This window comes from Pseudomonas sp. LS.1a, from assembly GCF_022533585.1.
GTDB lineage: Bacteria > Pseudomonadota > Gammaproteobacteria > Pseudomonadales > Pseudomonadaceae > Aquipseudomonas.
Genome location: NZ_CP092827.1, coordinates 1,902,098 through 1,925,682 on the forward strand (window position 1 = coordinate 1,902,098; position 23,585 = coordinate 1,925,682).

Genomic DNA, 23,585 nt, shown 5'->3' on the forward strand with positions numbered 1-23,585 from the left:
AGCTGCCCTTTTCCTACTTGCAGATGACGATCATGCTGCGGCTGGTGTAACCCGCCGGATTGATGCCGAACAAATAGTCACCGGGTTCTTCATCGCTATCGCCCGAGCGTGCAATGACCCGGTAGCCGCGCGTGCTGCAGGAACTCGCGGCCTTGCTGTAGCAGTTGTCCCATGAGGAAGAAAGGCCGGAGCAATTGATATGCAGGCCCTTCTTGCCCCTTTTGACCTCGGTCTTGGCCGTGGCGGCACATCCAGCAATAGCCAAGATGGCCAGGATGAGCAAAATACGTTTCATTCCTGTCCTTAAATGCAGGGCGGATCCGCTGTCTGGCCCCGTCGTTATCGCTTTGGTTCTTCCTGAAATTTCCCCAGCGTCCGTGTTCGGTCCAGTAGATAGCGCAAAGATGATGATTCGGTGACAGCTTAATCAGCGAGGCGGGCCGCTACAATCACTAATCCTGTCTCAAATGAAAATATTTCTCATATCAGTCTGCTGCGACGGCCGGGCTGGGTTCCGTGCGCATGGACAGGGTGGTGCCGACCGACGCGGTTATGATCGCCAGGATAGCCAGCCACTGGGTGAACGTCAGCACCTCGCCCAGGAACAGCAGACCAGACAGTGCACCAAATGCGGGTTCGATGCTCATGAGGGTGCCGAAGGTGCGTGCCGGGATGCGCGTGAGGGCAACCATTTCCAGGCTGTAGGGCAGGGCAGTGGACAGCACTGCGACGCCTAGGGCCATGGGGATCAGGGCGGGCGTGAGCAATGCGCTGCCGGCGTGGGCGATACCGATGGGGGCAACGAACAGTGCGGCGACCACGACGCCCAGGGCGGCGCTCTGGATACCGTGCTCGGCCCCGGCGCGCTGGCCGAACAGGATGTACAGCGCCCAGCACACCCCTGCGCCCAGGGCAAAGGCGGCGCCGACCGGGTCGAGGGCCTGCCCGCCATGGCCGGCAGGCAGCAACAGCAGCAGGCCGACGATGGCCAGGGCAATCCACAGGAAGTCGATCGGCCGGCGCGAGGAGAAGATCGCCACGGCCAGCGGGCCGGTGAACTCCAGTGCCACGGCAATGCCGATCGGTACTGTTTGCAGAGCCATATAGAAGAGGAAGTTCATGCCACCCAGCGCCATGCCATAGATGATGACGTTGCGCAGGGTGTTGGTGGTCATGCGTACACGCCACGGGCGCAGTATCAGCAGCATGATGATGCTGGCGAAGATCAGGCGCAGGGTGGTGGTGCCTTGGGCGCCGACGAGGGGGAACATGCTTTTCGCCAGGGAGGCACCAGACTGTATCGATGCCATGGCGATGAGCAGCAGGCCGATCGGGAAGAGGGTAGCGGCCAGGCTGCGGGGCTGGGTGTTCATTTCTGTGCGGCGATCCTTGAGTGGGGTTGGGGTGAGCAATATAGTGCGCAATTACGGCGCGTGGGGGCAAGGTGCCCGGCGTTGTTATTTCGGCGCTCGATCTCATAGGCGCAGAAGGTGTTGTGGCGAGCACCTGGCGGCCCTGATGCGGTCTTCTCCAAAAACATTCTAAATTATTGAAATTAAAGGTTGACCTCCTGAAAAGCCGCCCTATAATGCGCACCACTCCAACACGGTAGCGAAGCAAAGCCAGCCACCCTGTTGAGTCAAGTGTTTGAAGCCAAACGAGTTTCTCGCAAAAAACTTCAAAATAAACGCTTGACAGTAAATGAGGAAAGCGTAGAATGCGCGCCTCGGTTGAGACGAAAAGCTCTTGACCAAACGCTCTTTAACAAATCGAATCAAGCAATTCGTGTGGGTGCTTGTGAGTACGGACTGATAGTCACAAAGATTATCAGCATCACAAGTGACCATGCGAGAAATCACATAGTCATTTGAGATTGCTGAGCCAAGTTTAGGGTTTCTTAAAAACCCAAGCAGTATTGAACTGAAGAGTTTGATCATGGCTCAGATTGAACGCTGGCGGCAGGCCTAACACATGCAAGTCGAGCGGATGACGGGAGCTTGCTCCTTGATTCAGCGGCGGACGGGTGAGTAATGCCTAGGAATCTGCCTGGTAGTGGGGGACAACGTTTCGAAAGGAACGCTAATACCGCATACGTCCTACGGGAGAAAGCAGGGGACCTTCGGGCCTTGCGCTATCAGATGAGCCTAGGTCGGATTAGCTAGTTGGTGGGGTAATGGCTCACCAAGGCGACGATCCGTAACTGGTCTGAGAGGATGATCAGTCACACTGGAACTGAGACACGGTCCAGACTCCTACGGGAGGCAGCAGTGGGGAATATTGGACAATGGGCGAAAGCCTGATCCAGCCATGCCGCGTGTGTGAAGAAGGTCTTCGGATTGTAAAGCACTTTAAGTTGGGAGGAAGGGCAGTAAGTTAATACCTTGCTGTTTTGACGTTACCGACAGAATAAGCACCGGCTAACTCTGTGCCAGCAGCCGCGGTAATACAGAGGGTGCAAGCGTTAATCGGAATTACTGGGCGTAAAGCGCGCGTAGGTGGTTCGTTAAGTTGGATGTGAAAGCCCCGGGCTCAACCTGGGAACTGCATCCAAAACTGGCGAGCTAGAGTACGGTAGAGGGTGGTGGAATTTCCTGTGTAGCGGTGAAATGCGTAGATATAGGAAGGAACACCAGTGGCGAAGGCGACCACCTGGACTGATACTGACACTGAGGTGCGAAAGCGTGGGGAGCAAACAGGATTAGATACCCTGGTAGTCCACGCCGTAAACGATGTCAACTAGCCGTTGGAATCCTTGAGATTTTAGTGGCGCAGCTAACGCATTAAGTTGACCGCCTGGGGAGTACGGCCGCAAGGTTAAAACTCAAATGAATTGACGGGGGCCCGCACAAGCGGTGGAGCATGTGGTTTAATTCGAAGCAACGCGAAGAACCTTACCAGGCCTTGACATGCAGAGAACTTTCCAGAGATGGATTGGTGCCTTCGGGAACTCTGACACAGGTGCTGCATGGCTGTCGTCAGCTCGTGTCGTGAGATGTTGGGTTAAGTCCCGTAACGAGCGCAACCCTTGTCCTTAGTTACCAGCACGTTATGGTGGGCACTCTAAGGAGACTGCCGGTGACAAACCGGAGGAAGGTGGGGATGACGTCAAGTCATCATGGCCCTTACGGCCTGGGCTACACACGTGCTACAATGGTCGGTACAGAGGGTTGCCAAGCCGCGAGGTGGAGCTAATCTCACAAAACCGATCGTAGTCCGGATCGCAGTCTGCAACTCGACTGCGTGAAGTCGGAATCGCTAGTAATCGCGAATCAGAATGTCGCGGTGAATACGTTCCCGGGCCTTGTACACACCGCCCGTCACACCATGGGAGTGGGTTGCACCAGAAGTAGCTAGTCTAACCTTCGGGGGGACGGTTACCACGGTGTGATTCATGACTGGGGTGAAGTCGTAACAAGGTAGCCGTAGGGGAACCTGCGGCTGGATCACCTCCTTAATCGACGACATCAGCCTGCTGATGAGCTCCCACACGAATTGCTTGATTCATGGTTGAAGACGATCAAGACCCTATATAGGTCTGTAGCTCAGTTGGTTAGAGCGCACCCCTGATAAGGGTGAGGTCGGCAGTTCAAATCTGCCCAGACCTACCAATATGCGGGGCCATAGCTCAGCTGGGAGAGCGCCTGCCTTGCACGCAGGAGGTCAGCGGTTCGATCCCGCTTGGCTCCACCACTTGCTTTACTTGATCAAACTCAGAAATGAGCATTCGCTTCGAATGTTGATTTCTGACTTTTGTCAGATCGTTCTTTAAAAATTCGGATATGTGATAGATATAGACTGATGGCCAGTTTCACTGCTGGTTAATCAGGCTAAGGTAAAATTTGTGAGTTCTGCTCGAAAGAGCAACATGCGAATTTTCGGCGAATGTCGTCTTCACAGTATAACCAGATTGCTTGGGGTTATATGGTCAAGTGAAGAAGCGCATACGGTGGATGCCTTGGCAGTCAGAGGCGATGAAAGACGTGGTAGCCTGCGATAAGCTTTGGGGAGTCGGCAAACAGACTGTGATCCAGAGATCTCTGAATGGGGGAACCCACTCAGCACAAGCTGAGTATCTTGTACTGAATACATAGGTGCAAGAGGCGAACCAGGGGAACTGAAACATCTAAGTACCCTGAGGAAAAGAAATCAACCGAGATTCCCTTAGTAGTGGCGAGCGAACGGGGACCAGCCCTTAAGTTGATTTGAGATTAGTGGAACGCTCTGGAAAGTGCGGCCATAGTGGGTGATAGCCCCGTACACGAAAATCTCTTGTCAATGAAATCGAGTAGGACGGAGCACGAGAAACTTTGTCTGAATATGGGGGGACCATCCTCCAAGGCTAAATACTACTGACTGACCGATAGTGAACCAGTACCGTGAGGGAAAGGCGAAAAGAACCCCGGAGAGGGGAGTGAAATAGAACCTGAAACCGTATGCGTACAAGCAGTGGGAGCCTACTTTGTTAGGTGACTGCGTACCTTTTGTATAATGGGTCAGCGACTTATATTCAGTGGCGAGCTTAACCGAATAGGGGAGGCGTAGCGAAAGCGAGTCTTAATAGGGCGTTTAGTCGCTGGGTATAGACCCGAAACCGGGCGATCTATCCATGGGCAGGTTGAAGGTTAGGTAACACTGACTGGAGGACCGAACCGACTACCGTTGAAAAGTTAGCGGATGACCTGTGGATCGGAGTGAAAGGCTAATCAAGCTCGGAGATAGCTGGTTCTCCTCGAAAGCTATTTAGGTAGCGCCTCATGTATCACTCCAGGGGGTAGAGCACTGTTTCGGCTAGGGGTCATCCCGACTTACCAAACCGATGCAAACTCCGAATACCTGGAAGTGCCGAGCATGGGAGACACACGGCGGGTGCTAACGTCCGTCGTGAAAAGGGAAACAACCCAGACCGTCAGCTAAGGTCCCAAAGTCATGGTTAAGTGGGAAACGATGTGGGAAGGCTTAGACAGCTAGGAGGTTGGCTTAGAAGCAGCCACCCTTTAAAGAAAGCGTAATAGCTCACTAGTCGAGTCGGCCTGCGCGGAAGATGTAACGGGGCTCAAACCATGCACCGAAGCTACGGGTGTCATCTTTGATGACGCGGTAGAGGAGCGTTCTGTAAGCCTGTGAAGGTGAGTTGAGAAGCTTGCTGGAGGTATCAGAAGTGCGAATGCTGACATGAGTAACGACAATGCGAGTGAAAAACTCGCACGCCGAAAGACCAAGGTTTCCTGCGCAACGTTAATCGACGCAGGGTTAGTCGGTCCCTAAGGCGAGGCTGAAAAGCGTAGTCGATGGAAAACAGGTTAATATTCCTGTACTTCCAGTTATTGCGATGGAGGGACGGAGAAGGTTAGGCCAGCCTGGCGTTGGTTGTCCAGGTTTAAGGTGGTAGGCTGAAATCTTAGGCAAATCCGGGATTTCAAGGCCGAGAGCTGATGACGAGTTGCCTTTAGGCGACGAAGTGGTTGATACCATGCTTCCAAGAAAAGCTCCTAAGCTTCAGATAACTGGGAACCGTACCCCAAACCGACACAGGTGGTTAGGTAGAGAATACCAAGGCGCTTGAGAGAACTCGGGTGAAGGAACTAGGCAAAATGGCACCGTAACTTCGGGAGAAGGTGCGCCGGCGAGGGTGAAGGACTTGCTCCGTAAGCCCATGCCGGTCGAAGATACCAGGCCGCTGCGACTGTTTATTAAAAACACAGCACTCTGCAAACACGAAAGTGGACGTATAGGGTGTGACGCCTGCCCGGTGCCGGAAGGTTAATTGATGGGGTTAGCGCAAGCGAAGCTCTTGATCGAAGCCCCGGTAAACGGCGGCCGTAACTATAACGGTCCTAAGGTAGCGAAATTCCTTGTCGGGTAAGTTCCGACCTGCACGAATGGCGTAACGATGGCGGCGCTGTCTCCACCCGAGACTCAGTGAAATTGAAATCGCTGTGAAGATGCAGTGTATCCGCGGCTAGACGGAAAGACCCCGTGAACCTTTACTATAGCTTTGCACTGGACTTTGAATTTGCTTGTGTAGGATAGGTGGGAGGCTTTGAAGTGGGGACGCCAGTTCTCATGGAGCCATCCTTGAAATACCACCCTGGCAACTTTGAGGTTCTAACTTAGGTCCGTTATCCGGATCGAGGACAGTGTATGGTGGGTAGTTTGACTGGGGCGGTCTCCTCCCAAAGAGTAACGGAGGAGTACGAAGGTGCGCTCAGACCGGTCGGAAATCGGTCGTAGAGTATAAAGGCAAAAGCGCGCTTGACTGCGAGACAAACACGTCGAGCAGGTACGAAAGTAGGTCTTAGTGATCCGGTGGTTCTGTATGGAAGGGCCATCGCTCAACGGATAAAAGGTACTCCGGGGATAACAGGCTGATACCGCCCAAGAGTTCATATCGACGGCGGTGTTTGGCACCTCGATGTCGGCTCATCACATCCTGGGGCTGAAGCCGGTCCCAAGGGTATGGCTGTTCGCCATTTAAAGTGGTACGCGAGCTGGGTTTAGAACGTCGTGAGACAGTTCGGTCCCTATCTGCCGTGGACGTTTGAGATTTGAGAGGGGCTGCTCCTAGTACGAGAGGACCGGAGTGGACGAACCTCTGGTGTTCCGGTTGTCACGCCAGTGGCATTGCCGGGTAGCTATGTTCGGAAGAGATAACCGCTGAAAGCATCTAAGCGGGAAACTTGCCTCAAGATGAGATCTCACTGGGATCTTGAATCCCCTGAAGGGCCGTCGAAGACTACGACGTTGATAGGTTGGGTGTGTAAGCGCTGTGAGGCGTTGAGCTAACCAATACTAATTGCCCGTGAGGCTTGACCATATAACACCCAAGCAATTTGCTAGCGCAGATTGCGGTGGTGAAGACGAAAGAACCGAAAGTTCGCAACTTCACAAAATCACATATCCGGATTCGCTGGGCTGTCCATCTGGACATTCTGGCAACAGAATTTCTTGACGACCATAGAGCATTGGAACCACCTGATCCCATCCCGAACTCAGCAGTGAAACGATGCATCGCCGATGGTAGTGTGGGGTTTCCCCATGTGAGAGTAGGTCATCGTCAAGATTCATTTCGCAAAACCCCTATCTGCGCCTGCAGGTAGGGGTTTTGTCTTTGTGGCGCAAAAACTCCCGGGCATACGCGCCCCCTGTGGGAGCGGCTTTAGCCGCGAACACCGGCACAGCCGGTGCCATGCACCGCGTTGGATTCTTCGCGGCTAAAGCCGCTCCCACAGGGCCCGCGTAGCTCCCGGAGGCATTCATGAAATGTGCGTCATTTATGCCTGACGAATCACAGGTCAATGCTACGCTCGCGGAAATACTCAGCACGGATACTCATCATGGAAATGAACTGGCACCAGGCCCTGCAAGAGAGCCTGAGCTGGCTGGCAATCGCCTCGTTCATCACCCTTGTCTGCTTCACTGCAGCCGCCACACTGGCCGTACGTTGTACGCGCTGGGGTAGCCAGTTCTGGCAGCTTGCCGGGCCCTATTTCAGTTTCAGGCGTAGTTGGCGGCCGTTACTGGTGTTCGCCCTGCTGCTGGTACTGACGCTATTCTCGGTGCGCCTGAACGTGCTGTTCTCGTTCTGGTACAACGGCTTCTACAGCGCCTTGCAGGGCCTTGATCAAGCCGCATTCTGGTACCTGCTCGGCGTCTTCGCGGTATTGGCCACCATCCACGTGTTGCGTTCGCTGTTCACCTTCTATGTAAGCCAGGCCTTCAGCATCCAGTGGCGGGTCTGGCTGACCGAGCGCCTGACCCACGACTGGATGCACGGCGATGCCTACTACCGTGGCCAGTTCCTGGCCGAGCCGGTGGACAACCCCGACCAACGTATCGAACTGGACGTCAACGCCTTTGTCAGCAATTCGGTGACCCTCGCCCTGGGTGCAGTCAGCGCGCTGGTGTCGCTGGTGGCGTTCACCGGGATCCTCTGGGGGCTGTCGGCACCGCTGGCTGTCGCCGGTGTGGAGATACCCCGGGCGATGGTGTTTGCCGTGTACCTGTATGTCATCGTCGCCACCTGGATCGCCTTCCGCCTCGGGCGACCGCTGATCCGCCTGAACTTCCTCAACGAAAAGCTCACCGCCAACTTCCGTTACGCGCTGATGCGCCTGCGCGAGAACGCCGAGAACATTGCCTTCTACCAAGGCACGCAGGTCGAGCGGAGCACCTTGCTGGGTCGCTTTGGTGCCTTGATCGTAAATGCCTGGGCGCTGGTGTACCGAAACCTGAAATTCAGTGGTTTCAACCTGGGCGTGAGCCAGGTTGCGGTGGTGTTCCCGTTCATTCTCCAGGCGCCGCGCTTCTTCAGTGGGGCGATCAAGCTGGGCGATGTCATGCAGACTTCCCAGGCCTTTGGCCAGGTGCAGGATTCGTTGTCGTTCTTCCGCGAGTCGTATGATGCGTTTGCCCAGTACCGGGCCACCCTCGACCGTCTGACCGGGTTCCTCGATGCCAACGAGCAGGCGAGCGCTTTGCCACGTGTCATCACCGAGGACCAGGCGCATGCCTTGGCGATCAGCCGCCTGCAGGTGCTGCGCCCGGACGGGCATGCGCTTATCGCCGACCTGGACCTTGACCTGCACGCCGGCCAGGCGCTGTTGATCAAGGGCCCGTCGGGCAGCGGCAAAACCACGCTGCTGCGCGCGCTGGCGGGCCTCTGGCCGTATGCCGAGGGTGAGGTCAGGCGGCCGCTGGGCCACCAGGCGCTGTTCCTGTCGCAGCGGCCGTACCTGCCGCTGGGCGATCTGCGCACCGTCATCGCCTACCCGGCGGCGAGCAAGCCTGAGGACGAAACGCGGATGCAGCAGGCCTTGCGTCAGGTCAACCTGGCCCACCTGGCCGAGCGGCTGGACGTCAGTTGTGACTGGTCACACATTCTCTCGGTCGGTGAACAGCAGCGCCTGGCGTTTGCCCGGGTGCTGTTCAACCGGCCTCAGGTGGTGTTTCTTGACGAGTCCACCTCGGCCATGGACGAAGGGCTGGAGCATGCTCTGTATTCGCTGTTGCGCACGGAAATGCCGGGTGCGCTGCTGGTCAGTGTCGGGCACCGCAGCACACTGGCAGGGTTCCATACCCACCGGCTGGAGGTGGATGGGCATGGCGGCTGGTCGTTACTGGAACAGCAGCCAGCGCTGGTCTAGTTCGGCTTGCCGGTGGTCGGGCCTGATCTGAGCAATGCGACCCCGACCAAGGTGCCGCCGGCACATGCTGCGCCAAGCAGGAATGTCGCCTGAAAACCGGCCCCGTCCCACAGCAGCCCGGCCACTACGCTGGCCACCAGCAGCGCCACCCCGGTCAGCAGGTTGAACAGGCCGAAGGCCGTACCGCGCAGGTCGACGGGGGCGCTGTCGGCGATCATGGCGGCAAAGATGCCTTGGCTGAAGCCCAGGTGCAGGCCCCAGGCGGCCACCCCCATGGCCAGCCCGGCCCAGCCCGGCAGCAGGGCCAGCAGCAGGTCGGCGGTGACCAGCAGCCCCAGCCCGGTCATCAGCACGCCACGGCGGCCTACGCGGTCCGACAGCGCCCCGGCGGGGTAGGCTGACAGCGAGTAGGCCAAGGCCATGAGCACCAGCGCTGCCGGCGCCCACAGCGGCGCCAGGCCCATGTCCTGGGCGCGTAACAGCAGAAACGCCTCGCTGAAGCGGGCGAGGGTGAACAGCGTGGCCAGGCCGATCAACCGCCAGTAGGCCGGGCCCAGGCGAGCCAGTTCGTGTACTGCCAACGGTGAGCGTACCGGCCGGGCGGTGGCCGGCGTTTCAGGTTCGCGCACGAAGGCGATGAGGATGTACACCGCCACGAACGCCGGGATCACCGCCACCCAGAACACCGTCTGGAAATGGCTTGCGGTCAGCCACATCAACAGGATCGCCAGCAACGGCCCAAGGAAGGCGCCCACGGTGTCCAGCGCCTGGCGCAGGCCGAAGGCTGCACCACGCAGTTCAGCGGGCGTGACATCCGCCACCAGTGCGTCGCGCGGCGCCCCACGAATACCCTTGCCGACCCGGTCGACGAAGCGTGCCGCGGTCAGCCACTCCAGCCCGGAGGCCATGGGGAACACGGGTTTGCTCAGCGCCCCCAGGCCATAGCCCAGAACCGTAAGCAGCTTGCGCTTGCCCAGACGGTCGCTGAGGGCGCCGGAGAAAACCTTGGTGATCGAGGCAGTCGCCTCGGCGATGCCTTCGATAAAGCCCACCGCCACTACCGAGGTGCCGAGCACGGTGACCATGTACAGCGGTAGCAGGGCGTGAATCATTTCCGAGGAAATGTCCATGAAAATCGACACGAAGCCCAACGCCCAGACGCTGCGAGGGATCTTCACCACGGGCCTGGTGGTGTTCGTGGGGCGGCATTCTTCGTGGCTGCGCATCAGGGGGGACTCGGCAGAAGGCTACCTTCGAAACTGTGGGAGATTGCCCAGCCCTTTGGGCTGCGCTGTCGCGTAGAGAACTGAATTCGCAAGCGGCCCGCTCCCACAGGGGCCCCGCTGATTCAAGGGGCTATGTGCCAGCAACGCAATCTTGTCGGCAAAGTTTCACGACAAACATGTAAACTTCGTAAATAAGATTCAAACTCATTTGTGAATCTCTATATTTACCATCCCTGTTGGCCATCAAACTGTGTTTGCGAGGCCGGTGGGCGAGGGCCCCCGGTTTCCGACAGGGATGTGCCGTTTCGCTCATGAATCGCAGGAGATGTACCCATGCAGTGCAAGACTTCACCCAACAGCCTGGCCCTGGCGTTCGTTGCGCTGGCGTCACCGGTCTTGGTGGCCAGCGCGGCTCAGGCGGAAGAAAAGCGCACGGGTGAGGTGCTGGAGATGCCGGTTGCCGACAACGCGCTGGTGATCGAGGACACCCTGGTCACCGCCGAGCGCGAGGCACGCCAGGCCCTGGGCACGTCGATCATCACCGCCGAAGACATCAAGCGCCACCCGCCGGCCAATGACCTGTCCGACATCATTCGCCGCGAACCCGGGGTCAACCTGACCGGCAACAGCGCCAGCGGCGCGCGGGGCAACAACCGGCAGATCGACCTGCGCGGCATGGGTCCGGAAAACACCCTGATCCTCATCGACGGCAAGCCATCCAGCGCACGCAATGCCGTGCGCTATGGCTGGAACGGCGACCGCGATACCCGCGGTGAAACCAACTGGGTACCGGCCGAAGCGGTCGAGCGCATCGAGATCCTGCGTGGCCCGGCGGCCGCACGCTACGGCTCCGGCGCCATGGGCGGGGTGGTCAACATCATCACCAAGCGCCCCACCGACGCACTCAAGGGTAGCGTCAGCCTGTACACCCAGTTGCCGGAAGACAGTGCCGAGGGCGCCAGCCGCCGGGCCAACTTCAACCTGGGTGGCGGCCTGACCGATAACCTCGGTTTCCGCCTGTACGGCGGCCTGGCCAAGACCGATGCCGACGACCTGGACATCAACGCCGGGCATGCCACCAGCGCGCTGGTGGCGGGCCGCGAAGGGGTGCGCAACAAGGACATCAATGGCCTGCTGAGCTGGAAGCTGAACGACGAGCACCGCCTCGAGGCCAGCGTCGGCTACAGCCGCCAGGGCAATATCTTTGCTGGCGACACCATGAACAGTAACGGCGGTGGCGACGTCGAGTTCGTGTCCAGCCTGTATGGCCATGAAACCAATGTGATGCAGCGCAGTACCTACGACCTGACCCATCTGGGCGATTTCACCTGGGGTACCAGCAAGACCGTGCTGGCCTACGAGTACGTGCGTAACTGGCGCCTCAACGAGGGCCTGGCAGGCCGCACCGAAGGTGCCCCCAACGCCGAAGGCGCCGCGATGTCGCGCTTGCGCAACACACGCCTGAGCAGTGAGGTGAACCTGCCATTCGCCATGGGCAGCACCGAGCATGTGCTGACCCTGGGTGGCGAATACCTGTACGAGGCGCTCAATGACCAGGGCTCGCTGCGCCCGCAAAGCTCGGACCCCACGGGTAATGACGGGCTGGTCGGTTTCGACCGCAGCAGCTCGAAGACGACCGCCCGCAGCTATGCGCTGTTCGTCGAGGACAACATCATAGTCGGTGACACCACCATTACCCCGGGCCTGCGCTTTGATCACCACGAAACCTTCGGCGACAACTTCAGCCCCAGCCTTAACCTGTCGCATAAGCTGACCGAAGCGCTGTCGGTCAAAGGCGGCATCGCGCGCGCCTACAAAACCCCGAACCTGTACCAGTCCAACCCCAACTACTTGCTGTACAGCCGTGGCAACGGTTGCAGTGTGCAGCAGGCCAACAACGGTGGCTGCTACCTGCAGGGCAACGCCGACCTCAAGCCCGAGATCAGCGTCAACAAGGAAATCGGCCTGCTCTACGACCGTGGTACCTGGCGCACCAGTGCCACGTACTTTCGCAACGACTACAAGAACAAGATCATCGGTGATACCGATGTGCTGTACACCATCGGCACTGGCAGCCGCGTGACCCAGTGGGACAACGCCGGCAAGGCGCGGGTGGAAGGCATCGAAGGCAACCTGTTCATCGAGCTGACACCGGCCCTGGACTGGAACACCAACCTGACCTGGATGCTCGACAACGACAACCGCGAGACCGGCGAGCCGCTGTCGGTGATCCCGGAATACACTGTCAACACCACCCTCGACTGGCGCGCTACCGACAAGCTGTCGTTCCAGGTGGCGGGTACTTACTTCGGCAAGCAGAAGTCGCCGACCTACAACGACCGTACCCAGCAAGCCTACGACAAGGCGGCGCAACAGGATGTGGAAGCCTACGGGCTGGTGGATGTGAGCGCCGGGTACAAGTTCAACGCCAACTACGACGTGCGGGTGGGGGTGAACAACGTGTTCGACAAGCAGATCTTGCGTGGCGGCAACGCCAGTACTTCGGGCGCAAATACCTATAACCAGCCGGGCCGGGCGGTGTTCGCTGCGCTGAACATCAACTTCTGACACCACGGGCCGCTGTGCGGCCCATTCGCCGGCAAGCTCCACCTCGAGCGCATCGGCCTCAAGCCATGCGCTATCCCTGTGGGAGCGGGCTTGCCTGCGAACAGCGGCGCAGCCGGTGCCATAATGTTGCGGCAAAAATTGCCACAGCATGCTAAACCATGCGCCCCAGCCCGCTGCGAGATAAACCCGGTGAAAGCCGCCCGCCTGACCCTGATCTGCCACGCCCTGACCCAGGCCCAGAAGACCGGGCGCCTGCACCGTGCGGACGACGGCATCCTGCCGTTGCTCCAACAGCCTTTCGCCGACCTTTCCGGTGTGCAGGTGCTGACTGCGCCAGAGCGACGAGCCTGTGAGACGGCGGCGTGGTTTTCGGGGCAGGCTCAGGTCGAGCCGGCCCTGGCCGATTGCGACCTGGGGCGTTGGCAAGGGCTGACGCTCAAGCAATTGCAGGCCGAGCAACCGCAGGCATTGACCGAATGGCTGCAGGACCCGGCCAGTGAGGTGCACGGCGGCGAGTCGTTCGCCGTGCTTTGCCAGCGCATGGCCGCCTGGTTGGCGGCCTTCGACAGGCCGGGTGAATGGCTGGCGGTTACCCACCCGATGGTCATGCGCGCCGTGCTGGTGCAGGTGCTTGGCTGCCCGATGAGTGCCAGCCAGCGGATCGACGTGTTGCCGCTGTCGCGTCTGGAGCTGAGCCTGACCGGGCAGTGGCGCCTGCGCCTGGGCTGAAGGTCAGAACGCCAGCTTGTAGCCGATCAGCAGCAGCATCGCCGCCAGGCACGGGCGCAGTACGCGGTCGGAAATCCGCCCGGTAAGGTGGCTGCCCAGGTAGATGCCTGGCAGTGAGCCCAGCAGCAGGTAGCCCAGCAGCGACCAGTCCATGTTGCCCATGCCCGCATGGCCCAGGCCCGCTACCAGGGTCAGTGGCACGGCATGGGCGATTTCGGTACCGACCAGGCGGCGGGTGACCAGGAAGGGGTACAGCAGGAACAACGCCACGGTACCCAGTGCGCCAGCGCCAATCGAGGTGAGGGTGACCATCACCCCCAGCACCACGCCGGTGAGCACGGTGAGGGTGTTCAGGCTGCGGTCGCTGAGGTGGTAGTGGTCACCGGCGTGGCGGCTGGCGAAGGCCTGAAGACGCGATTTGAACAGGATGGCCAGCGCGGTCAGGATAAGCACCACCGCCAGGCCTTGCTTGATGACGGCGTTGAGTGCCGAGGTGTCGGTGTGCAGGGTGCTGAGGAACCACAGGGTCAGTGCCGCCGCGGGCACGCTGCCCAGGCTGAGCAGGCCGGTGATCTTCCAGTCGACGTTCTTGTTGCGCGCATGCACCCAGACGCCACTGGCCTTGGTGATGGCGGCATAGAGCAGGTCGGTGCCGACGGCCGTTGCCGGGCTGATGCCGAACCACAACAGGATCGGGGTCATCAACGAGCCGCCACCGACGCCGGTCATGCCGACGATGAAACCTACGATCAGGCCTGCAATGGTGAAACCGAAAGAACCTACATCCATACGCTACTCGACTGCCCAACTTTGCCCGTTATCGGATGCAGCCAGCATATAGATTTTTTTATAGCCAAATAGACTTGTTCGTTATTAGGTTATAACCGAGTCAGGGGCTGAATAGGTTCCCTGTGGGAGCGGGTTTACCCGCGAAGCAGGCGCCGCGGTGGATGGCACGGGCTTCGCCCATGTTCGCGGGCAAGCCCGCTCCCACAGGGGATCGCGCCGGTTTTCGGATTTTTAGCAAGGCAGTTGCTTCATGAGGGCCTGTCAGCGATCAGTCATCACCACCATCACATGTGCATCTGCGCCATCGTCACTTTCCGACAGGTAGATATGCCCCACCTGGCTGTCGAAATATGCCGTCTCCTGCGGCCCGATGCTCACCGCTTCGCCGGTTTCGAACTCGATACGAACGCGCCCGCTCAGCACCAACGCGAACTCTTGCCCAGGGTGGCGGATAAAATCGTCGAACTGGCCGCGTTCACGGGCAATGATGCGGGCATAGGCGGGTGTCATGCGCCGTTCGGGGAAGTCGCCGGCGATCGGGTGATATTCATAGGTGCCGGTCGAGTAGCCCGCCGCGCCCGGCAGCGACTCGACCACCACGGTCACCGGTACCGGCGCCGTGACCGTGCCGCTGGCGCGCAACAGCTGGGTAATGTCGACATTCAGCGCCCGGGCGGCGGCGGCGAGTTTTTCGTAGCTGACCGAGACCTGCGCCAGCTCCATTTTCGACAAGGTAGACAGCGGGACGCCACTGGCTTCGGACAATTGCTTGAGGGTCATCTGGCGCGCCTTGCGCACCTGGCGCAGGCGCTGGCCGACTACGGCACGGTCCAGCAGGGGTAGGGCAGCGGGCATTCGGGGATCTCGGCATGCAGCGTTGGTCGGGCATCTTACCTTGGACCCTTGCGTATTCGTAAATTCTCATATATTAGAATTCTCACAAATGATAATTTGCCGGGCAGGAATGAGCATGACCCCGATCTACGACACCCTGATCATCGGCGCCGGCATTGCCGGTGCATCGCTGGGCTATCGCCTGGCCGGCCAGCAGAAGGTGCTGCTGCTCGAGCGCGAGGCACAGCCTGGCTACCATTCCACCGGGCGTTCGGCAGCCATGTTCATGGAGGCCTACGGCACCCCGCAGATCCAGGCGCTGACCCGCGCCAGCCGGGCCTTCTACGAAGCTCCACCGCAGGGCTTCTGCGAGCACCCGCTGCTGGAACCGCGCGGCTGCCTGTACGTCGCCAGCCTGGAACAGCGCGCGCTGCTTGAGCAGACCTATGCGCAGAACCTGGCCAATGGCACCGAGGTCAGCCTGCTTGACCGCGACGCCGCCCTGGCCCTGGTGCCGAGCCTGCGTGGCGAGACCCTGGCCGGCGCGGTGCTCGAAGCGGGCGCCATGGACCTGGACGTACATGCCCTGCACCAGGGCTTCCTGCGCGGCTATCGCGCCGCTGGCGGTGAACTGCGCTGCAACGCCGAGCTGATCCAGGCCTGGTACCTGGATAACCTGTGGCAGGTGGAGCTGGGCGATGGCAGTCGCGTGCAGGCGCGCCAGCTGGTCAATGCCGCAGGCGCCTGGGCCGACCGCGTGGCCGAGCAGTGCGGTGTGGCGCGTATCGGCCTGCAACCCTGCCGACGCAGTGCCTTTACCTTCCCCGGCCCGGCAGATCAGGACTTCGCCCGCTGGCCGGCGGTGATCGGCGTTGACGAAAGCTTCTACTTCAAGCCAGACGCCGGCCAGTTGCTGGGTTCGCCGGCCAATGCCGACCCGGTCGAACCCCAGGACGCCGCGCCCGAGGAGTTCGACGTGGCGTTGGGTATCTACAACATCGAAACCATGACCACCCTGGCGATCCGCCGGCCGAGCCACACCTGGGCCGGGCTGCGCTCGTTCGTCGCCGACGGCGACCTGGTGATCGGTTTCGATGCGCATGCACCCGCATTCTTCTGGCTGGCGGCACAAGGTGGCTATGGCATCCAGTCGGCTGCGGGCGCCTCGCGCCTGGCCGCCGACCTGCTGCTGCGGCAACCCCTGTGTCCCGGTCTTGTCAGCCAGGGGGTGGTGCCCGAGCGCCTGTCCCCGGCCCGTTTCCAACAACCCTGAAAGGAGCATTTCATGAGCAATGATATCCAGCGTTTCCCCAGCAGCCTTCCGTTCCCGTTTTCCCGTGCGGTGAAAGCCGGCGGTTTCCTGTTCCTCTCCGGCCAGGTGCCGATGAGTGCCGGCGGCGAAGTGGTGCGCGGGGACATCCAGACCCAGACCCGCGCCGCCTGCGAGCGCATCGCCGAAAGCCTGGCGGCCTGTGGCGCGCGTTTCGACCAGGTGGTCAAGGCCACGGTATGGCTGTCGGACATGAGCCACTTCGCCGGCTTCAACGAGGTGTACAAGGAATTCTTCGGCGCAGCGCTGCCGGTGCGCTCGACCGTAGCCTCGGCATTGGCGCTGGGGGTGGATGTGGAGATCGAAGTGCAGGCGTTTGTCGGCGATTCGTGACCGAACAAATAGCCCCAAAAAGCGATGCGGTGGCAGTAAGACAACAACAATAAATCCAGAGGTGCACATGCAAGAGCAGCTGAAGATCGCCGGCGCATTTGGCGGCGTGATCGTGGGGGCAGGGTTCGCTTCGGGGCGGGAACTGTTGTTGTTCTTTGTCGATTTCGGTGTGTGGGGGCTGGCCGGTACGCTGGTCAGCGCGGCCTTGTTCACCTTCCTCGGCATGGCCCTGGCGGGACTGGGCAATCGCCAGCAGGCCACCTCGCACAAGGATGTGATCCAGGCCATCTGCGGCCGTCACCTGGGCCTGTTCGTCGACTGGCTGATCACCTTTTTCATGTTCGCCGTCACCGTGGTCATGCTGGCCGGCGGTGGCGCCTTGCTGGAGCAGCAGTTCGGCATCCCGGCACTGACCGGCAGCGTGCTGGTGACGCTTGTGGTGGTGGGCATCGTGTGCCTGGACGTGCGCAAGGTGATCCTCGCCATTGGCGCCATCACGCCGTTGCTGATCCTGGTGGCGTCGGCGATTGCGCTGTACGCAGTATTCACCCGTGAGCAGAGTTTCGCCCAGCTTGACCTGCTGGCCAGCCAGCAACAGGCCGGCACCCGTCACTGGCTGCTGGGGGCGTTCTTGTACGTGTCCTACAACATCGTTGCCGGCGCGCCGATCCTGGCCATTCTGGGCGGCTCGGCCAAGGGCGAGAAAACCGCGGTTTGGGGTGGACTGCTCGGTGGTGCGGCACTGGGCGGCCTGATGCTGGTGATGAGTGCCGGGCTGTTGTCGCGCCTGGACAGCGTGGCTGACCTGCCGATGCCAATGCTGTCGATTGCCAACGAAGTGTCACCGCTGCTGGGGCTGGTGATGTGCCTGATCATCTTCGGCATGATCGTCAACACCGCGGTGGGTACGTTGTTTTCGTTCCTTTCGCGGTTGTTGCCGGTGGGCACGGCGACGTTCCGCTGGGGTTCGGTGGTGACTGGGGTGGTGGCGTTGGGCTGCAGCCTGGTGGGGTTCATCAGCCTGGTGGGCGAGGTGTACCCGTTGTTCGGCTACCTGGGCTTTGTGCTGATGGCTGCGGTGCTGCTGGCCTGGGTGCGGCGGAGCAAAGTGGTCAAAGCGGCGGTGGCGTAGGGGGCTGCTGCGCAGCCCAATCGCGACCCAAGGCCGCTCCCACAAGGACCGCATGGCACCTGTGGGGGCGGCCTTGCGTCGCGATTGGGGCGCAGAGCGCCCCCTTGGTCCATCAGATCCTGAAACTGCCTACCAATTGCTTCAGGCGCCCGGCCTGCTGGGCCAGTTGGTCGCAATGGCGCAGGGTCTCGTTGAGGTTCTCCACCCCTTGCTGGTTCAGGGCGTTGATCTGGGTGATGTCCAGGTTGAGGCTCTCGACCACGGCGGTCTGCTCTTCGGTAGCCGTAGCCACCGACTGGTTCATGCCATCGATCTCGCCAATGCGCTGGGTCACGCTGGCCAGGCGTTCGCCAGCCTGGTTGGCTACCTGCACGGTCTGCTCGCTGGAAACCTGGCTGGTGTTCATGGTGTGCACCGCTTCGCGCGAGCCTACCTGCAGGCTGGTGATCATGCGGTGGATTTCTTCCGCCGATTCCTGGGTGCGGTGCGCCAGGTTGCGGACCTCGTCGGCCACCACGGCAAAGCCGCGGCCGGCTTCACCGGCACGGGCCGCTTCAATGGCGGCGTTCAGCGCCAGCAGGTTGGTCTGCTGCGAGATGCCCTTGATCACGTCGAGGATCTTGCCGATTTCGTCCGTGCTGGCGTTGAGCGTTTCGATTTGTGCGCAGGACTCGCTGATGCGCTGCGACAGGGCGGTCATGGCGCTGATCGCTTCTTCGACCACTTCACGGCCACCGTGGGCCTGTTCGCTGGCACCGCTGGCATGCTGCGAGGCATCGGCGGCGTTGCGGGCGATTTCCTGGGTGGCGGCACCCAGTTCGTTGATCGCTGCGGCCACGCTGTTGGTGCGCATGCTTTGCTCTTCGGAGCCGATGATCGATGCATTGGAGGCATTGACCACCTTCTCCGACAGGTCGTGCACCAGGCGGGTGGCCGAGGACACTTCGCTGATCGACGCATGAATGCGCTCGACAAAGCGGTTGAACGATGTGGCCAGTTCGCCGAATTCGTCCTTGTTCTGTACGGTCAGGCGGCGGGTAAGGTCACCTTCGCCCTCGGCGATGTCGCGCATGGCGCGGCCCATGGTGGTCAGCGGGTTCATCAGCACCGGGATCAGCAGGCCAAGCAGGCCGGCGATGGCGGCCACGGCAATCAGCATGGCGATGATCGCCGAGGTGCGGAACTGGCTGAGGGCGGCGTAGGCCTTGTCCTTGTCGATCGACAGGCCGATGTACCACTGTGCCGAAGGCAGGCCGGCCACCGGGGCGAAGGAGATGATGCGGTCCTGGCCATTGAGGGTGACATCCTGCATGCCGGCGGCGACCCGCAGGTTGCTGCCGGGGTAGATGTCCTTGAGGTTCTTCATCACCTGGTCTTTGTCGGGGCTGACGATTACCTGGCCATTGCTGTCGGCCAGGAAGGCGTGGCCGATGCCGCCGAAATCGACCGAGTTGATGATCTCGACCAGGGTGTCGAGGGTGACGTCACCGCCGACCACACCCATCAGTTCGCCATTGCCCTTGCTTTTCACAGGCGTGGCGATGGTTACCATCAGGCCGCCGACAGCGCCTTGGTACGGGGCAGTCAGCACGGACTGCCCGGCGCTGGCAGCGGCGCCGTACCACGGGCGCTGACGTGGGTCGTAACCGGCGGGCATCTGCGCATTGGGGCGCTGAGTGAACGCACCGTTGGCCTGGCCCAGGTAGGTGAACAGGAAATTGCGCGTATAGGACGGCTGCTCGATCAGCCCGTCCAGGGTGTCGCCAGCGCCTTGCTGGGCGATGTCCTGGGCCAGGTTTTCCAGGACCAGGATGCGCCCGCTCATCCAGTTCTGCACACTGCTGGCGGTCAGTGCGCCCGACTGCTGCACCGAAGCTTCGATGTTCTGACGGATGGTATTGCGTTGCAGGTAGTCGTTGTAGAGCGTGAACAGGGCAAATGCCAGGACCACGACGCCGCAGGCGCTGAGCAGGATCTTGTGGCGAAATTTCAGGTTCATGTTTCGAGACCTTGGGCCAGTGAGGGGAGGGCGCAGCGCGCTCATGACGCATTGCGGAACCTATCGACCGGGATATCGGCTCAAGGGGTAAAAGATTGATGCTCTTACAGAAAATTCTTACGGTCGTTTCGACAGACGGTATTCACGGGCTACACAACTGCTCTATCAACAGACGTGCAGCCTGCTGCAACGGTTGTTGCTTGCGCCACAAGATGTGTACCGGCAACTGCAGTTCGTTGCGGGTGTTGCGAAAGTCCAGGCGCACCAGGCGCCCGCTGGCCAGCAGTGGCGCGACCCGCGACAGTGGCAAGTCACCCCAGCCCAGGCCGGCTTCCACCATCTGCAGGGCGAGGTCGAAGCTGTCGGTGGACCAGTGCGTGGCGCCTATCAGCGGGCGTGGGTCGGCCAGCGGCAAGTCCCGGCTGCGTACCAGTATCTGGCGCACCCGGGTCAGGTCCTCGAGGTAGTGGATACGCCCTTCGCGCAAGGCCGGGTGGGCGGGGGACAGGGTGGCTATCAGCGACTCCATGCCGATGTGCTGGAAGCCACGACGGGCATCGACCTGCAGCCCGGCAAAGGCGATGCAGAGGTCGGCGCGGCCGCTGTCCAGCAGGTGCAGGGCTTCTTCCTGCGGGGCACTGAGCAGGGCGATGTCCAGTAGCGGGTGGCGCTCACCCAGGCGAGCGATGGCCGCCAGCAGCGGGCGGTGGTCGATGTCCGGCACCACGGCCAGGGTCAGGCTGCTTTCCAGCCCCTGGGACAGCTCCAGGGCATGCACCTGCAGCAGCCCCAGTTGCTCGGCGATCAGCCGGGCATGGGGTTCCAGCGCAATGGCCTGTGCGGTCGGGCGGACTTCGCGCGGGCCGCGTTCGAACAAGGTGTAGCCCAGTTCGGCCTCAAGGTTGCCGATGGCCATGCTCACGGCCGAAGGTACCCGCTGCAGGGCGCGCGCGGCGGCGGAAAACGATCCGCGGTCGAGCACGGCGAGAAACAGCTGGATGTTGTCGCTGGAAAAGTTCATGGCAGCCTCCTGTCAGAAAATCTGACAGCTGCTGACTTTTGCTGTCAAGCATGATGAAGCATGATCGCGCCCCATCGCTTTTGTCATTGGAGGTACTCCCGGGTGCAGGGACTCAAACGCAAACTGGTCTACGTGACTTTTTATGAACTGATCGGGTTGTGCATGTCGACCCTCGGACTGGCCTACCTCTCGGACAGCCAAGCGTCCCATACCGGGCCTTTGGCGGTGATGATCACCACCATCGCCATGCTCTGGAACCTGATCTACAACACCCTGTTCGAGTGGTGGGAGAGCCGTCAGGCAAAGCGCGGGCGTAGCGTGGCGCGGCGGGTGGCGCATGCCATCGGCTTCCAGCTGACCCTGGTGGTGTACCTGATTCCGCTGATTGCCTGGTGGCTGGACATGACTTTGCTGGAGGCGTTGCTGGTGGACATGGCGTTCATCGTGCTGGTGCCGTGCTACACCTTTGCCTACAACTGGGCGTTCGACCGGGTGTTCGGGTTGCCCAGTTCGGCAATGGCGACAGCCTGATTCAGCCTGTGCCGCCCTGTTCGCGGGCACGCCCGCTCCCACAGGATTTCCACAATTCTCAAGACCTGTGATACCCCTGTGGGAGCGGGCGAGCCCGCGAAGAGGCCAGTACAGACAATGGCTAAGGCGGCAGGCGAATGATCAAAGGCTCCTGCTGTTGCTTCACCTGCTGCTCAACCGGTTGTTCAGCCGGCCGCGGCGCACTGGCCAGCAAACTGTCCTCGACCTGCCCCGACAGGTAATACACCCCTGCCATTGCCCCGCTCTGGCGGTTCTCCATCAGTTCCTGCCATTCCTGGCTCAGCGCCACGTTGAGGATCACCCGCAGCTGCTCGACCATCTGCGGGTGTTCGCGGTCATGGGTCATGATTCCGTAGCCGGCTGCCGCAATCGAAATCATCGCCCCCGCCACCTTGCCCACCGCTGACGCCACGGCGCTGGCGATGCCGCGCGGGGCCAGGGTGGCGCCGAGTTTTTCGCTGGCCTGGTTGGCTACCGAGTTCAGCCCGACATCGGTCTTCCCGGGGCCCTTGCTGGCCTGCTGGTGGAGGTGTTGGCGCATGGCTTGCCAGGCCGGTTGCTGGGCCAGCGACTTGGCCCGCAGCAGTTGATACAGGCTGGCATTACGCGCATCTGGCGGCCCCAGGGCGATGGCGGGAATGCGGTTGAGGCGCTGGCTGAACTGCTCGGGGGGCGCGTTGTAGCGGCTGATGATGGCCGGCAGCTGCTGGCCGAGCAGTTGCAGGTACAGCTCGCAGGCACGGTCGCGGATGCCTTCGGGGTTGATCTGCTCGGCCACCGGTTCGATCACCCGCTTGTGGTACTGCTCCTGCAGGTACAGCGCCAGACGTTTTTCTGCCGGCTCCCGGCCTTCGCCGCTGTCGATCTTGTACCAGGCCACCTTGAGGGTCAGCCACTGCTGGGTCCAGTAGCCGGTGAACCAGGGAATGAAGTCGCTTTCGGTGCGCCGGTGTACCTGTTCCTTCCACACCCGCATGGAGCGCCGGGCATAGTCGTTGGCCGAGCTGGCGGCGCCGACCGAGGCGTCGATCAGTTCCTGGTCGATGCGTTGCCAGGTGGCGGGGGTGAGCACCACGGGTGGCGGCGGGGCAGGTGGAGGCTTGCCTGCGCAGCCGGCCAGGGCCAGCAGCAGGCACAGCAGCAGGAGGACTCGAGTGCTCACGCAACCGCCTCCCTGATAGAGGCTGGGGTGGTTCTCGGAGTATAGGGTGGGGTTGAGGGGGCTGCCGTGCAGCCCATCGCCGGCAGCGGCCCGGGTCAATCCAGGTCGAGCTTTTCTTCCAGGCGGTCGAGGTGCTTGTGCATCAGCCCTAGCGCCGCCTCGGCATCACCGTGCTCCACGGCATCGATGATCGCCGCATGTTCCTCCCACGCGCAGTGGTCGCAGCACGGCGACTCGTAGCGGGCGATGATCAGCGAGGTCATCGGCACCAGGCCATTGAGAAACCGCGCCAGTGGCGCATTGGCGGCCACTTGCGCCAGTTTCAGGTGAAACTCGCCGCCCAGGCGGATCGCCGCGCAACGCTCGCCGTTTTCATGGTGCTGGCGCTCGCGTTCCACCAGTTGCCGCAGCTGGCGAATCTGCACTGGCCGGGCGCGTTGCGCGGCCAGGGTGATCAGCGTGGTTTCGGCCAGGCGCCGGGCGCTGAGCACCTGGCGTGCCTGCTCCGGGTCGGGCGCGGCCAAATGCGCAGTGTGGCTGGGGCGCTGCACCACCACCTGCTGGTCGGACAGGCGCCCGAGCACGCGGCGGATCACTGTACGGCTGACACCAAAGGCATGGCCCAGCGCCTGTTCGGGCAACAGGCTGCCAGGTGGCAGGCGCTGTTCGAGGATGGCATCGAACAGCCGCGGGTAGATCTGCTCGGCCGACAGGCGGGTTTCGCCAGCCGCGAGCAGGGTCGGCAAGTGGGGGGCGGCGTTCATGGT

At 61.1% G+C, this 23,585-nt stretch carries 16 protein-coding genes, 2 tRNA genes, 3 rRNA genes and 1 pseudogene; 12 read left to right on the forward strand and 10 right to left on the reverse strand.

Annotation, left to right across the window (positions count from 1 at the left end):
* Window positions 1-13: 13 nt before the first annotated feature.
* Both MKK04_RS08750 and rhtA read right to left on the reverse strand, forming a co-directional pair.
* Window positions 14-295: a hypothetical protein gene (locus tag MKK04_RS08750; protein WP_025338390.1), complete on the reverse strand. Its 282-nt coding sequence runs from the start codon at window positions 293-295 to the stop codon at window positions 14-16.
* Between the two features lie 190 nt (window positions 296-485).
* Entirely contained in the window at window positions 486-1,373 is an 888-nt protein-coding gene (rhtA, locus tag MKK04_RS08755) for a threonine/homoserine exporter RhtA (RefSeq protein ID WP_207831566.1), read from the reverse strand.
* 544 nt (window positions 1,374-1,917) lie between these two features.
* Between rhtA and MKK04_RS08760 the strand changes: the two genes are divergently transcribed.
* From MKK04_RS08760 to MKK04_RS08785, 6 genes are all read left to right on the forward strand, one after another.
* A 16S ribosomal RNA gene (locus MKK04_RS08760) occupies window positions 1,918-3,454 on the forward strand.
* Window positions 3,455-3,531: 77 nt separating this feature from the next.
* Window positions 3,532-3,608, forward strand: a tRNA-Ile gene (locus MKK04_RS08765).
* 6 nt (window positions 3,609-3,614) lie between these two features.
* Window positions 3,615-3,690 (forward strand) — tRNA-Ala (locus tag MKK04_RS08770).
* Between the two features lie 233 nt (window positions 3,691-3,923).
* Window positions 3,924-6,814: ribosomal RNA gene (locus MKK04_RS08775) — 23S ribosomal RNA — on the forward strand.
* Between the two features lie 130 nt (window positions 6,815-6,944).
* Window positions 6,945-7,060: ribosomal RNA gene (rrf, locus tag MKK04_RS08780) — 5S ribosomal RNA — on the forward strand.
* The 16S, 23S and 5S rRNA genes sit together here with 2 tRNA genes alongside, the layout of an rRNA operon.
* A gap of 274 nt (window positions 7,061-7,334) precedes the next feature.
* Window positions 7,335-9,143: an ABC transporter ATP-binding protein/permease gene (locus MKK04_RS08785; protein WP_233688354.1), complete on the forward strand. Its 1,809-nt coding sequence runs from the start codon at window positions 7,335-7,337 to the stop codon at window positions 9,141-9,143.
* Here the strand turns inward: MKK04_RS08785 and MKK04_RS08790 are convergent.
* Complete coding sequence (locus MKK04_RS08790; RefSeq protein WP_241106463.1) at window positions 9,140-10,369, reverse strand: MFS transporter; 1,230 nt, start codon at window positions 10,367-10,369, stop codon at window positions 9,140-9,142. The genes MKK04_RS08785 and MKK04_RS08790 overlap by 4 nt on opposite strands.
* A gap of 333 nt (window positions 10,370-10,702) precedes the next feature.
* On the opposite strand from MKK04_RS08790, the gene MKK04_RS08795 reads away from it, so the two are divergent.
* Together MKK04_RS08795 and MKK04_RS08800 are read left to right on the forward strand one after the other, a co-directional pair.
* Window positions 10,703-12,937, forward strand: coding sequence for a TonB-dependent siderophore receptor (locus MKK04_RS08795; RefSeq protein WP_241106464.1), 2,235 nt, complete (start codon window positions 10,703-10,705; stop codon window positions 12,935-12,937).
* Window positions 12,938-13,126: 189 nt separating this feature from the next.
* Window positions 13,127-13,666 (forward strand): histidine phosphatase family protein, encoded by a 540-nt coding sequence (locus tag MKK04_RS08800; RefSeq protein ID WP_241106465.1) that lies wholly within the window; start codon window positions 13,127-13,129, stop codon window positions 13,664-13,666.
* Window positions 13,667-13,669: 3 nt separating this feature from the next.
* Here the strand turns inward: MKK04_RS08800 and MKK04_RS08805 are convergent, their stop codons facing one another.
* Both MKK04_RS08805 and MKK04_RS08810 read right to left on the reverse strand, forming a co-directional pair.
* The gene (locus MKK04_RS08805) at window positions 13,670-14,455 is read right to left on the reverse strand and encodes a sulfite exporter TauE/SafE family protein (RefSeq protein WP_063913983.1); all 786 of its coding nucleotides are present in this window, start codon (window positions 14,453-14,455) and stop codon (window positions 13,670-13,672) included.
* Window positions 14,456-14,716: 261 nt separating this feature from the next.
* Entirely contained in the window at window positions 14,717-15,310 is a 594-nt protein-coding gene (locus tag MKK04_RS08810; protein ID WP_233688351.1) for a helix-turn-helix domain-containing protein, read from the reverse strand.
* 115 nt (window positions 15,311-15,425) lie between these two features.
* On the opposite strand from MKK04_RS08810, the gene MKK04_RS08815 reads away from it, so the two are divergent.
* The 3 genes from MKK04_RS08815 (at window position 15,426) to MKK04_RS08825 (ending at window position 18,084) form a co-directional block, all read left to right on the forward strand.
* On the forward strand, window positions 15,426-16,562 hold the full coding sequence (locus MKK04_RS08815; RefSeq protein WP_233694880.1) for an NAD(P)/FAD-dependent oxidoreductase: 1,137 nt from the start codon (window positions 15,426-15,428) through the stop codon (window positions 16,560-16,562).
* A gap of 12 nt (window positions 16,563-16,574) precedes the next feature.
* On the forward strand, window positions 16,575-16,952 hold the full coding sequence (locus tag MKK04_RS08820; protein WP_207835160.1) for a RidA family protein: 378 nt from the start codon (window positions 16,575-16,577) through the stop codon (window positions 16,950-16,952).
* Between the two features lie 67 nt (window positions 16,953-17,019).
* Window positions 17,020-18,084, forward strand: coding sequence for a YkvI family membrane protein (locus tag MKK04_RS08825; RefSeq protein WP_241106466.1), 1,065 nt, complete (start codon window positions 17,020-17,022; stop codon window positions 18,082-18,084).
* Between the two features lie 112 nt (window positions 18,085-18,196).
* Here the strand turns inward: MKK04_RS08825 and MKK04_RS26630 are convergent, their stop codons facing one another.
* The 3 genes and pseudogenes from MKK04_RS26630 to MKK04_RS08835 all read right to left on the reverse strand — a co-directional run bounded on the left by MKK04_RS26630 (window position 18,197) and on the right by MKK04_RS08835 (window position 21,104).
* Window positions 18,197-18,937 carry a methyl-accepting chemotaxis protein gene (locus MKK04_RS26630; RefSeq protein WP_370290711.1) on the reverse strand — a complete coding sequence of 247 codons (741 nt, stop codon included), beginning with the start codon at window positions 18,935-18,937 and terminating at the stop codon, window positions 18,197-18,199.
* A gap of 114 nt (window positions 18,938-19,051) precedes the next feature.
* A pseudogene (gene mcpA / locus MKK04_RS26635) lies at window positions 19,052-20,128 on the reverse strand (methyl-accepting chemotaxis protein McpA); the annotation flags it as partial.
* A gap of 97 nt (window positions 20,129-20,225) precedes the next feature.
* Window positions 20,226-21,104 (reverse strand): LysR family transcriptional regulator, encoded by an 879-nt coding sequence (locus MKK04_RS08835; protein WP_241106467.1) that lies wholly within the window; start codon window positions 21,102-21,104, stop codon window positions 20,226-20,228.
* A 102-nt stretch (window positions 21,105-21,206) separates the two neighbouring features.
* Between MKK04_RS08835 and MKK04_RS08840 the strand changes: the two genes are divergently transcribed.
* Window positions 21,207-21,635, forward strand: a complete 429-nt coding sequence (locus MKK04_RS08840) for a PACE efflux transporter (protein WP_063913990.1) — start codon at window positions 21,207-21,209, stop codon at window positions 21,633-21,635.
* Between the two features lie 121 nt (window positions 21,636-21,756).
* Here the strand turns inward: MKK04_RS08840 and MKK04_RS08845 are convergent, their stop codons facing one another.
* Both MKK04_RS08845 and MKK04_RS08850 read right to left on the reverse strand, forming a co-directional pair.
* Window positions 21,757-22,818, reverse strand: a complete 1,062-nt coding sequence (locus MKK04_RS08845) for a hypothetical protein (protein ID WP_241106468.1) — start codon at window positions 22,816-22,818, stop codon at window positions 21,757-21,759.
* Window positions 22,819-22,913: 95 nt separating this feature from the next.
* The gene (locus MKK04_RS08850; protein ID WP_207835170.1) at window positions 22,914-23,582 is read right to left on the reverse strand and encodes a GntR family transcriptional regulator; all 669 of its coding nucleotides are present in this window, start codon (window positions 23,580-23,582) and stop codon (window positions 22,914-22,916) included.
* Window positions 23,583-23,585 lie beyond the last annotated feature (3 nt).